The sequence below is a fragment of the Buttiauxella sp. genome, from assembly GCF_035271705.1.
Classification (GTDB): domain Bacteria; phylum Pseudomonadota; class Gammaproteobacteria; order Enterobacterales; family Enterobacteriaceae; genus Buttiauxella.
In genome coordinates this window covers 31031-42970 of the sequence record NZ_DATERI010000123.1, presented here as the reverse complement: position 1 = coordinate 42970, position 11940 = coordinate 31031, and the positions used below count along the sequence as shown (strand labels likewise).

The following is an 11940-nucleotide window of genomic DNA, read 5'->3' as shown; positions in this document are numbered from 1 at the left end:
TATCGGCTTTGCTCTTACAGCACAGCGACAATGGCTTCGCAAAGTGGAGCCATGTTGTCCGGCGTCATCCCCGCAACGTTCACACGTCCGGAAGCAACCGCATACACACCAAACTCTTCACGTAAACGCAGCACCTGCTCTTTGGTCAGGCCGCTGAACGAGAACATGCCGTTCTGGTTAATGATAAAGCTAAAGTCGCGGTTAGCGCCTTTCTCTTGCAGGGTATTCACGAACAACTGGCGCATACGGTGAATACGCTGACGCATGTCAGACAGCTCTTGTTCCCAAAGAGTACGCAGCGCGTCATTGCTCAGAATGGTCGCAACAACTGCGGCACCGTGTGCTGGTGGGTTAGAGTAGTTGGCACGAATAACAGACTTCATCTGGCTGAACGCACGATCCACGGTATCTGCATCAGCAGCCACCAGCGTACAAGCACCTACGCGCTCATTGTACAGACCAAAGTTCTTGGAATAAGAGCTGGCAACAATCAGCTCCTGGTGGCTTGCAGCAAAAATGCGAAGGCCTTCAGCATCTTCTTCCAGACCACGAGCAAAGCCCTGATAGGCGAAATCAAACAGTGGCAACCAGCCTTTAGCCAGTGACATCTCTGCCAGAGTTTTCCACTGCTCAGCCGTTGGATCAATACCGGTTGGGTTATGGCAGCAACCATGGAACAACACGACATCGCCCGCTTCTGCAGCTTGTAGGCTGTTAATCAGGCCATCGAAATTCAGAGAGTGGTTCTGCGCGTCATAGTAATCATACTCGCACACTTCAAGCCCAGCTGCGTTAAACACGCTCTTGTGGTTTGGCCAGCTTGGATTGCTCACCCACACACGTTTGGCTGTGGTGTTTTTAGCGATGAAATCAGCGGCAATACGCAGTGCACCCGTCCCACCAGGGGTCTGTGCCGTGCGAGCACGTTTGTTCGCACTCAGCGCATTATTTTTCCCGAACAGCAATTCTTGGGTGCAATTGCCAAACTCTGGAATACCGTCAATACCGAGGTAGTTCTTGGTATTCTCATTTTCCAGCAGATACAGTTCAGCCTTTTTAACGCAGGTCAAAACCGGAGTTTTGCCTGTTTCATCCTTATATACACCAATGCCGAGGTTAATTTTAGTCAGACGGTCATCGGCGCGAAACAAATCGGCCAAACCAAGAATTGGATCAGCTGGAGCAGCGGTAATCTTCTCAAACATGACGAGTTTCCATTGTGGTATCGAGGGAGTGACGCACTCAGGTTAACTGCTGTTTTAGCAAATGCCAACCGTTTGCAATAAAAAGAAACCGCACGGGTCACAAGTTATTTTTTTCGACTTTTTAGACATAAAAAAACAGGGCCGAAGCCCTGTTTTTAAACCATCCTGGCAACAAAGTTGCTGGATAATTAGAACTGGTAAACGATACCAACAGTAGCCTGGTCGTCTGTTGCCAGACCAGCAGCTTCGCTGTAGCTGTTGTCGTCCAGCAGGTTGAACTTATACGCAGCGTATACGTTCATGTTTTTGTTGAAGTAGTACCAGGTACCCACTTCTACGTATTTCTGCAGGTCAGCATCACCGCCGGTGAAGCCATCAACGCCGCCACGAGCTTTCAGCTCCTTACCTTTAGACTGAACGTAAGCGATGGATGGACGCAGACCGAAGTCGAACTGGTACTGAGCTACAGCTTCGAAGTTCTGAGTTTTGTTAGCGAAGTTGCTATCAGCTTCACGAGTCATGTTCAGAGTTTCTGCATACATGATTGCAGCATAGATGTTGTTCGCATCGTATTTAGCAGCAGTTGACCATGCTTCAGCGCGGTCACCACCAGCACTCGCCCAATCAGCGCTAGTTGCAGCTGCACGTTGTTCGAAAGTACGGTTAGCAGACTCGTAACCAGCAGCAATACCGAAGCCTTCGCCGATGTCATAAGTTACAGCGGTGCTGTAGCCGTCGCCATTTGCTTTAGCGCCGTTACCAGCACGACCTAAGTCGATGACTCCGTTATCATCCACAAATGCACCAACTACGTTGCTACGCTCGTTTTTACCCTGGTATTGCAGAGCAAATGCCAGGCCATCAACCAGACCGAAGAAGTTGCTGTTACGGTAGGTCAGAAGGCCATTAGAACGACCGTTCATGAAGTTGTCGGTAGCAACCCAAGTATCGCCGCCCCAAGAAACCAGCATATCGGTATAAGCCGCTACGTCGTAGATTGCGCCATAGTTACGGCCGTAATCCAGGGAGCCTGCATCACCAAATTTCATACCAGCGAATGCCAGACGAGTCGCTGTACCCTGACCACCTTCCGGGTTGGAGGCGTTCATGTTGTATTCCCACTGGCCGTAACCGGTCAGTTGGTCATTGATCTGAGTTTCGCCTTTGAAACCGATACGAGCGTAAGTGGAATCACCGTTGCCGGTGTTGTCACCACTTGTAGTCCATCCGTGCTCGCCTACAGCTTTGCCGTAGAAGTCCAGTTTGTTGCCGTTTTTGTTATAGATTTCTGCAGCGTTTGCTGCACCGGCTACCAGCAGAGCAGGGATTACCACTGCCAGAATATTGCGCTTCATCATTATTTATTACCCTCATTAGGTTTTTTTGTGACACCTGCCACTGCCGTCAATAATTCTGTACGGAACTATTGATGAGAGTTTGGTGTCTTTCTGTGTCTGTCAGGCATCTTTCCATCCATGAAACCGTTTCGCTAGCCAGAAAGTGCTACAAACATCGAGAGTTGGTAACCAAAAGAAAGTATGTGTAACTAAATGTGTATTTGATGGAACTTTGTGAACTATCTCAAACTAATTCACCGCTTCGCTTAAAAAAGCACCAACTCTAATCTATATATATGAATTACTTATCTTTAATATGCATTATGAAAAATAGAGTGAATTTTTTGCTTACATTTGTACATTCTTTGAGTGGTTTTTGGATGTCTGGATATCTGAGCGAATTTTATTCAAATGTGCTAAGTCGGTATGAGAGTTGAGAGTGCAAGCAGAAAGTAGGGTTATTGTGTGTTTTCTTGTTTCGCAGACACACTTAGTAACGGCGTAGTTGTGAAATGGGGTTGAAATTGACGTTTGTTTAACTTTCGTTGAAGAAAAAAGACGTTCGCGCGGCAGATGTAAAAAAGGCCAGCGATGCTGGCCTTAGAAAAATGTGTGGTTTTAGAAGTTCGCGTTACGTGGTGTACGTGGGAATGGAATCACGTCACGAACGTTCTGAACACCTGTTACATAAGCAATCAGACGCTCAAAACCAAGACCGAACCCGGAGTGAGGAACGGTGCCATAACGACGCAGATCACGATACCACCAGTAGTCTTCTTTGTTCAGACCCATCTCAGCCATGCGCGCATCCAGCACATCCAGACGTTCTTCACGCTGAGAACCACCGATGATTTCACCAATACCTGGCGCTAACACGTCCATTGCGGCAACAGTTTTACCGTCTTCGTTAAGGCGCATATAGAAGGCCTTAATCTCTTTCGGATAGTTTTTCACAACTACCGGTGCCTTGAAGTGTTGCTCGGCAAGATAACGTTCATGCTCAGAAGACAGGTCAACACCCCAGTAAACAGGGTTCTCGAACTTCTGACCACAATTCTCGAGAATGGTAACAGCGTCGGTGTAATCAACCTGCGCAAAGTCAGCTTCGATGAAGCGCTGTAAACGTTCCACTGCATCTTTGTCAACGCGCTCAGCGAAGAACTCCATGTCATCCATACGCTCGTCAAGCACGGCTTTGAAGACATACTTCAGCATGGCTTCAGCCAGGCCTGCAACATCGTCAAGATTGGCGAAAGCGACTTCTGGCTCCAGCATCCAAAACTCAGCCAGGTGACGGCTGGTGTTGGAGTTTTCAGCACGGAAGGTTGGGCCAAAGGTATAAACCTTGGACAGCGCACACGCATAGGTTTCGCCGTTCAACTGGCCGGATACGGTCAGGAACGCTTCTTTACCAAAGAAGTCTTTATCGAAATCAATTTTACCCGCATCAGTACGCGGCAGGTTTTCGAGATCAAGCGTAGAAACGCGGAACATCTCGCCTGCGCCTTCGGTGTCTGACGCAGTAATCAGCGGCGTGGAGACCCAGAAATAACCATTTTCATGGAAGAACCGGTGCAGCGCTTGAGCCAGGGTATGACGCACGCGAGCCACAGCGCCAATCATGTTAGTGCGCGGGCGCAGGTGAGCCACTTCACGCAGATACTCGATGCTGTGGCGTTTTGCCGCCATCGGGTAAGTGTCAGGATCATCAACCCAGCCGGTCACTTCAACTTCAGTTGCCTGGATTTCAAAGCTCTGGCCCTGACCAAGAGACTCTACAACTTTACCCGTTACGACAACGGAACAGCCGGTTGTCAGGCGCAGTACGTCATCATTGTAATTAGGCAGAGAATTATTAATGACGGCCTGTACAGGAGAGAAGCAGGAACCGTCATAGACGGCGAGGAAGGAGATACCAGCTTTTGAATCTCTTCGAGTACGCACCCACCCGCGCACGGTGACTTCTTGGTCAACGGCTACGCGGCCCTGGAGTACGTCGGCTACAGGCACAACGCTCATATATTTCTCTCTATTAATTGGTCAGTGACAAAAAAAATAAATACCCACAATCGGGGGTTATCTATGTTACCTGTCGCGAGCCTACAGACAAGCAGAAAAATCAATATCCCCTTAATCTTTCAAGTTGCAGGTGTGTTAGCTGCTCTCGCTCACCCCTGTCACTTACTCATGTAAGCTCCTGGGGATTTGCTCGTTTGCTGCCTTCCTGCACCTCGAAATCTTTTGCGCATAGAGATGAAGAAATACAATAAAGAAGGGAACCCATGAACAAGATGAATACTGTTCATGGGTTTTATCAGGATTAACTGGCTTTCTTAACCAGGGGCAAATCGAAGGCTTTACGCAGCGCCTGGACAAAGGCCTTATCGTGGCAAATTGTTTTGCCCGGGCTGTCAGACAGTTTGGCAACCGGCTTGCCATTGCACTCCACCAGCTTAATCACAATGTTAAGCGGTTTTACCTGTGGAATATCGCAAGTCAAACGGGTGCCAATACCAAAACTCAAATTGACCCGGGCGCAGAAATGTCGATATAGCTCAATGGCTTTTGGCAAATCGAGGTTATCAGAAAACACCAGCACTTTAGTTTTTGGGTCGATGCCGAGTTTTTCGTAATGGGCGATAGCTTTTTCGCCCCATTCAACCGGATCCCCAGAATCGTGACGCAGCCCTTGATAACGGCGGGCAAACGCGAGGTCAAAGTCACGTAAGAAGGCATCCATGGTGATGCAATCGGTCAGCGCGATACCTAGCTTATCTGGGTATTCATCAAGCCACGCCTGAAGTGCAGCACGCTGGCTATTGGCAAGAGTTGGGCTGATTTGTTGATGCGCCTGGAACCATTCATGAGCTTGGGTGCCCATCGGGGTTAATTTCAGGCGACGGGCCAGGTCATAATTACTGGTGCCAACGAACCACGATTCTTGTTGCAGACGGCTGACGATAGCCTCCTGAACTTCACGCGAGAAACGGCGACGGGTACCAAAATCCATCAAGCGGAATGCAGAAAGATCGATATCTGTCGTCAGTTCTTTGAACTGGAGCAATTTGCTTTCCAGACTCGCTAAAGCCATTTGTGGGGTTACGCTCGGTGAGCGGTGTTGATGCACCACTTCGCTGATCACGGCCAGCAATGGGACTTCCCACATAATCACTTCCAGCCACGAACCGGTTAGACGAATATCTAAGTGGCCGTTGTTATTGCTGATGTGCACCTGAGTGGGGTCGTAGCGGAAAGTACGCAGCCACGTGAGATAATCTGCTTTGAAGAACGGCAGCGTTTCCAAAAAGGAGAACTCCTCGTCATTCAGCACGAGGTGTTGCATTAAATCTACCTGTTCACGGATGGCATCAGCATAGACGCCCAGCAGGTCGTCACCGCGGCAACGGAACTCGGCCGCGACGCTCACGTCGTGATAACGGTGGAATACCGCTTGCTGCATATGAAGCTTATAGGCGTCAGTATCCAGTAGCGTTTGCAAAATCGGGGAAGCGTGTCGTGTCATGGCGCGTTGCAGCATCCTCTCACTGGAGCGTTTCCATCAAGGGCTAAGCAGATAAAAGACGCAGGAGTATACCCTGATTATCTGTTTATTAAACCTGGATCACAACACACGGGCATTTTGTGGTCGATGGCAATTTGTGCCGTCCCGTCATACTTCAAGCCGCAGCGGCGTTGGCTGCACTCACAAACCCCAGTCACTGACTTTAGTAAGCTCCTGGGAATTTGCTCCCTTGCCGCCTTGCTTCGACATGAATTATTTAGGGAATACTGGCGATATTAGCCTCAAAAGTTGAAGATTCTGCGTGGCAACATTCGGGCAACAGGAATAGACTAAACTCCGCAAACTTACGGATGATGTATAAGGTTTTTTATGACACAACAGCCACAAGCCAAATATCGCCACGACTACCGTGCGCCGGATTACACGATTACCGATATCGATTTGACCTTTGACCTTGATGCCGCAAAAACCCTGGTCACAGCGATTAGCCAGATTACCCGCCAGGGCACGGCAGGTGCACCACTGCGTCTTGATGGCGAAGACCTGACGCTGGTGTCTGTGGCTGTAAATGGTACCACCTGGGAAGATTATCGCCAGGAAGAGGGCGCATTGATCATCGAGTCATTGCCTGAAGCCTTCACGCTGACCATTGTTAACGAAATCAGCCCTGCGACTAATACAGCGCTGGAAGGTCTGTACCTTTCAGGTGATGCGCTTTGCACGCAGTGTGAAGCTGAAGGTTTCCGCCACATTACCTGGTATCTCGACCGACCAGACGTTCTGGCGCGCTTCACCACTAAAATCATTGCCGATAAAAAACAGTATCCATTCCTGTTATCCAACGGCAACCGCATTGCTGAGGGCGAACTGGAAAATGGTCGTCATTGGGTGCAATGGCAAGATCCGTTCCCAAAACCGTGTTACCTGTTTGCGTTGGTGGCAGGGGATTTTGACGTCCTACGCGATACCTTTAAAACCCGTTCAGGCCGCGATGTTGCACTGGAATTGTTTGTCGACCGTGGCAATCTGGACCGTGCGAGCTGGGCGATGACGTCGCTGAAAGCATCGATGAAATGGGATGAAACCCGTTTCGGTCTCGAGTATGACCTCGACATTTATATGATTGTTGCCGTCGACTTCTTCAACATGGGCGCCATGGAAAACAAAGGGCTGAACGTCTTTAACTCCAAATATGTCCTGGCGCGTGCGCAAACGGCGACCGATAAAGACTACCTCGATATCGAACGTGTTATCGGCCACGAATACTTCCACAACTGGACCGGCAACCGTGTGACGTGCCGTGACTGGTTCCAGTTGAGCCTGAAAGAAGGCCTGACTGTTTTCCGTGATCAAGAATTTAGCTCTGACCTCGGTTCACGCGCGGTAAACCGCATTCAAAACGTGCGCACCATGCGTGCCGCCCAGTTTGCCGAAGACGCAAGCCCGATGGCACACCCGATTCGCCCGGATAAAGTGATTGAAATGAACAACTTCTACACGTTGACCGTGTATGAAAAAGGTTCTGAAGTTATCCGTATGCTGCACACTTTACTGGGCGAAGAAAACTTCCAGAAAGGCATGCAACTGTACTTCGAACGTCATGACGGCAGTGCGGCTACCTGTGATGATTTCGTGCAAGCGATGGAAGATGCGTCAAATGTTGACCTGTCACATTTCCGCCGTTGGTACAGCCAGGCAGGCACGCCAGTCGTCACCGTTCATGACGACTACGATCCAGAAAAAGAGCTCTACACGCTGACCGTCAGCCAGGCGACACCGCCAACGGCTGAGCAACAGGAAAAGCATCCGTTACATATTCCGTTCGACATCGAACTGTATGACAACGAAGGCAAAGTTATTCCGTTGCAGAGAAATGGTCACCCCATTCACCCTGTGTTGAATGTGACTCAGGAAGAGCAGACATTTGTCTTTGATAATGTCTACTTCCAACCGGTTCCATCGTTGCTGCGTGAATTCTCGGCACCTGTAAAACTGGAATACAAATGGAGTGACCAGCAACTTACGTTCCTGATGCGCCATGCTCGCAACGATTTCTCCCGTTGGGATGCCGCGCAAAGTCTGCTGGCGACCTACATTAAGCTGAACGTCAACCGCAGCCAGCAAGGGCAGCCATTGTCTCTGCCGCTGCATGTGGCCGATGCGTTCCGCGCCATTTTGCTGGATGAGAACATTGACCCGGCACTGGCAGCAGAAATTCTGACGCTTCCTTCGCAAAACGAAATTGCTGAACTGTTCCAGAAAATCGATCCGCAGGCGATTGCCGCAGTGCATGAAGCCTTAACGCGCACCCTGGCAAACGAACTGGCGGATGAGTTCCTGGCGGTTTACAACGCCAACAAACTCGATGCTTATCGCGTAGAACATGCGGATATTGGTAAACGGACACTGCGTAACACTTGTCTGCGTTATCTGGCCTTTGGCGAACAACAGCTTGCTGAACAGCTGGTGCGTCATCAGTATCAAAGTGCCGATAACATGACGGATTCTATCGCTGCCTTGTCTGCAAGCGTAGTTGCGCAATTGCCATGCCGTACAGAACTGCTGGCGGCGTTTGATGAGAAGTGGCATCAGGATGGTCTGGTGATGGACAAGTGGTTTGTCTTGCAGGCAACAAGCCCTGCGGCAGACACGCTGAGCAACGTGCGTGAGTTGCTGAACCACCGTTCATTTAGCCTCGGTAACCCCAACCGCGTGCGTTCGCTCATTGGCGCATTTGCGGCGGCTAACCCGTCAGCCTTCCATGCACTCGATGGCAGCGGTTATCAATTTATGGTGGAAATGCTCAGCGAGTTGAACCACCGTAATCCGCAGGTGGCATCGCGTTTGATTGAGCCGTTAATTCGACTGAAACGTTATGATGCGAAACGTCAGGAAATGATGCGTGCGGCACTGGAACAACTGAAAGGGTTGGAAAACCTGTCCGGTGATTTGTTCGAGAAGATTTCTAAAGCGTTGGCTTAATCAGTAAAGCGGCGGGTGACACTTCGTTTACCCGCCCTACAAAATCGTAGGGTGGATAAGCGATGAGCGTCATCCACCATGAAATTCAACCGGTGCGCACCACGCGTTCCGGTTCTTCCACCACCTGCCGCTTCATAACACGCTCTAACACCTGCGCTTCCAGTTCAGCCAGGCGCACAGAGCCGAGCTTACGTGGACGCGGTAAATCAATCGTCAAATCGAGCCCAATCTTCCCTTCTTCAATCAACAAAACCCTGTCTGCCATGGCGACGGCTTCGCTGACATCGTGTGTCACCAGCAACACGGTAAAACCATGCTCCTGCCACAGCGAAACAATTAATTCCTGCATTTCAATACGCGTCAGGGCATCCAACGCACCTAATGGCTCATCGAGTAACAACAGACGTGGGCGATGAATCAGTGCGCGAGCTAGCGCCACACGCTGCTTTTGCCCACCAGAAAGGGCTGCTGGCCATTCAGTTGCGCGATTGGCAAGCCCAACGGACTCAAGTGCCTGGGTTGCCGCGTCTTTCCAGTTTCCTTTTAGCCCCAATCCAACATTATTAATCACGGATTTCCACGGCAGCAGACGCGCATCCTGAAACATTAAGCGGGTCTCGTCCTGGCTTTCACGTAGCGGCGCATTACCGGCAATCAGTGATCCCCCATTGGGATTCTCCAGCCCCGCAAGTAGACGCAACAACGTACTTTTGCCACCGCCGCTGCGCCCAACCACCGCGACAAATTGTCCTGCGGGGATGTGTAATTCCAGCTCATCCAAAATCGTTTTGTTGCCGTAGCGTTTGGTCACATTGTTAAGGAGTAGGGGGATCCCCTGATTTAAACGAGCAGTATTCATGCGTTGTGCTCCTGTGACTGGTAGGCCGGGTGCCAGCGAAGCCAGGCACGTTCGAGTAATTGCGCACTGATATCAGCAAGTTTGCCGAGCAGGGCGTAAAGAATAATGGCGACGACAACAACATCGGTTTGCAAGAATTCACGCGCATTCATCGCCAGATAACCAATCCCTGAGTTAGCAGAAATGGTTTCTGCGACGATTAAGGTCAGCCACATCAGGCCAAGTGCGAAACGAATCCCCACCATAATAGAAGGGAGCGCGCCTGGCAGAATCACCTGGGCGAACAGGCTAAAGCCGGATAACCCGTAGCTGCGCGACATTTCCAGCAAGCCCTGGTCAATATTGCGGATACCGTGCCAGGTATTGATGTAAATGGGGAACATCGTACCCAGTGAAACCAGGAAAATTTTCGCTGATTCATCGATACCAAACCACAGGATCACCAGCGGGATCAGCGCCAGATGCGGGACGTTACGTAACATCTGAATTGAGCTGTCCAGAAAACGCTCTCCCCAACGGGAGAGCCCACTAATCAGCCCAAAAATTAATCCCAGAGAACCGCCGATACTGAAACCAATCACCGCACGCCAGGAACTAATGGCCAGGTGCTGCCACAATTCACCGCTGGCTGAGAGGTTCCAGAATGCGACCACCACCCCTTCAGGCGATGGGAGAATGCGATTGGAAAGCCAACCTACGCTTGAGGAGAGTTGCCAGATTGCGATAATGGCAACCGGCAGCACCCATGGGGCAAGTCTCAACAACAGTTTGTGCGTTGAAGGGGTCATTAGCGGCTCCTTAGCTTTGCGCGACTTTGCGCGGGATAAAGTCATTCGCTACCACTTCGCCTTTCTCATGTATCTGGCGGGGTTGCGGAATTTGTGGAATCGCGACATCAAGGTGTGGGAACAACAGTTCACCGACGCGATAAGCCTCTTCAAGATGCGGATACCCGGAAAGGATAAAGCTGTCGATACCCAGTGCGGCGTACTCGTTAATGCGTTCCGCAACCGTTGGGCCATCACCGACTAGCGCAGTACCCGCACCGCCACGCACCAGGCCAACACCTGCCCATAAGTTCGGGCTGATTTCCAGGTTATCGCGCTTACCGCCGTGCAACGCAGCCATACGGTGCTGGCCGACGGAATCCGTACGTGCAAAAGCGGCCTGTGCTTTGGCAATGGTTTCATCATCTAATTGTGAAATCAGACGATTCGCGGCATCCCATGCTTCTTCATTGGTCTCACGCACAATCACGTGGAGGCGGATACCGAAACGCACTGTGCGTCCGTGGGCTGCAGCCTTGGCGCGTACTTGTTCAATCTTCTCTTTTACCAAATGAGGAGGTTCACCCCAGGTGAGATAGAGATCAACCTGCTCGGCGGCCAGGTCTTGTGCCACATCCGATGAACCGCCAAAGTAGAGCGGTGGACGCGGCTGCTGTACTGGCGGGAACAACAATTTTGCCCCTTTGACTTTAATATGTTTGCCTTCGTAATCGACCGTTTCACCTTCCAGCACGCGGCGCCAGATGCGGGTAAATTCGGCTGACGCTTCGTAACGTTCCTGATGATTGAGGAACACGCCATCTGCGGCTAACTCTTCCGGATCACTCCCGGTGACCAGGTTAAACAAAGCCCTTCCGTTAGAAAGCCTGTCGAGCGTAGCCGCCTGACGAGCCGCTACGGTAGGTGATACAACACTCGGGCGCAGTGCAACCAGGAATTTTAAACGCTGCGTCACCGGAATCATGGATGCGGCAACCAGCCACGCATCTTCGCAAGAACGGCCAGTTGGGATCAGTACACCCGTAAAGCCAAGTCTGTCTGCCGCCTGAGCAATTTGTTGCAGGTAACCGTGGTCAACTGGACGCGCTGCCTCGTTGCTGCCTAAGTAGTGGCCATCGCCATGGGTAGGTAAGAACCAGAACATATTCAGACTCATGATTTATCTCCTTAATCCCCGTCATACTTCGAGTTGTCTCTTTGTTGGCTGCGTTCACTTACCCGAGTCACTGACTGATGTAAGCTCATC

The 11940-nt window shown here is 50.7% G+C and carries 8 protein-coding genes; 1 reads left to right on the top strand and 7 read right to left on the bottom strand.

Features of this window, described 5'->3' with window-relative positions; genetic code table 11:
* Positions 1–14 precede the first annotated feature (14 nt).
* From VJY99_RS11390 to pncB, 4 genes are all read right to left on the bottom strand, one after another.
* Positions 15–1205, bottom strand: coding sequence for an amino acid aminotransferase (locus tag VJY99_RS11390; RefSeq protein WP_324118502.1), 1191 nt, complete (start codon positions 1203–1205; stop codon positions 15–17).
* A gap of 188 nt (positions 1206–1393) precedes the next feature.
* On the bottom strand, positions 1394–2560 hold the full coding sequence (locus VJY99_RS11385) for a porin (protein ID WP_414641587.1): 1167 nt from the start codon (positions 2558–2560) through the stop codon (positions 1394–1396).
* 600 nt (positions 2561–3160) lie between these two features.
* Positions 3161–4561, bottom strand: a complete 1401-nt coding sequence (gene asnS, locus VJY99_RS11380; protein WP_324118498.1) for an asparagine--tRNA ligase — start codon at positions 4559–4561, stop codon at positions 3161–3163.
* Positions 4562–4862: 301 nt separating this feature from the next.
* Positions 4863–6065, bottom strand: coding sequence for a nicotinate phosphoribosyltransferase (gene pncB, locus VJY99_RS11375; RefSeq protein WP_324118496.1), 1203 nt, complete (start codon positions 6063–6065; stop codon positions 4863–4865).
* A gap of 369 nt (positions 6066–6434) precedes the next feature.
* On the opposite strand from pncB, the gene pepN reads away from it, so the two are divergent.
* The gene (gene pepN, locus VJY99_RS11370; protein WP_324118494.1) at positions 6435–9047 is read left to right on the top strand and encodes an aminopeptidase N; all 2613 of its coding nucleotides are present in this window, start codon (positions 6435–6437) and stop codon (positions 9045–9047) included.
* Positions 9048–9132: 85 nt separating this feature from the next.
* Here the strand turns inward: pepN and ssuB are convergent, their stop codons facing one another.
* The 3 genes from ssuB to ssuD are packed head-to-tail and all read right to left on the bottom strand — an operon-like array spanning position 9133 to position 11850.
* A complete protein-coding gene (ssuB, locus tag VJY99_RS11365) occupies positions 9133–9906 on the bottom strand; it encodes an aliphatic sulfonates ABC transporter ATP-binding protein (protein WP_324118492.1) in 774 nt (257 codons plus the stop codon).
* On the bottom strand, positions 9903–10694 hold the full coding sequence (gene ssuC, locus VJY99_RS11360) for an aliphatic sulfonate ABC transporter permease SsuC (protein ID WP_324118490.1): 792 nt from the start codon (positions 10692–10694) through the stop codon (positions 9903–9905). Before ssuC ends, ssuB begins: the two co-directional genes overlap by 4 nt.
* Positions 10695–10704: 10 nt before the next feature.
* Positions 10705–11850: an FMNH2-dependent alkanesulfonate monooxygenase gene (gene ssuD, locus VJY99_RS11355; RefSeq protein ID WP_324118488.1), complete on the bottom strand. Its 1146-nt coding sequence runs from the start codon at positions 11848–11850 to the stop codon at positions 10705–10707.
* Positions 11851–11940 lie beyond the last annotated feature (90 nt).

Coding starts and splice junctions, on each gene's coding strand:
- ssuD (WP_324118488.1), bottom strand. CDS start 11,850: ATGAGTCTGAATATGTTCTGGTTCTTACCTACCCATGGCGATGGCCAC.
- asnS (WP_324118498.1), bottom strand. CDS start 4,561: ATGAGCGTTGTGCCTGTAGCCGACGTACTCCAGGGCCGCGTAGCCGTT.
- VJY99_RS11390 (WP_324118502.1), bottom strand. CDS start 1,205: ATGTTTGAGAAGATTACCGCTGCTCCAGCTGATCCAATTCTTGGTTTG.
- ssuC (WP_324118490.1), bottom strand. CDS start 10,694: ATGACCCCTTCAACGCACAAACTGTTGTTGAGACTTGCCCCATGGGTG.
- VJY99_RS11385 (WP_414641587.1), bottom strand. CDS start 2,560: ATGAAGCGCAATATTCTGGCAGTGGTAATCCCTGCTCTGCTGGTAGCC.
- pepN (WP_324118494.1), top strand. CDS start 6,435: ATGACACAACAGCCACAAGCCAAATATCGCCACGACTACCGTGCGCCG.
- ssuB (WP_324118492.1), bottom strand. CDS start 9,906: ATGAATACTGCTCGTTTAAATCAGGGGATCCCCCTACTCCTTAACAAT.
- pncB (WP_324118496.1), bottom strand. CDS start 6,065: ATGACACGACACGCTTCCCCGATTTTGCAAACGCTACTGGATACTGAC.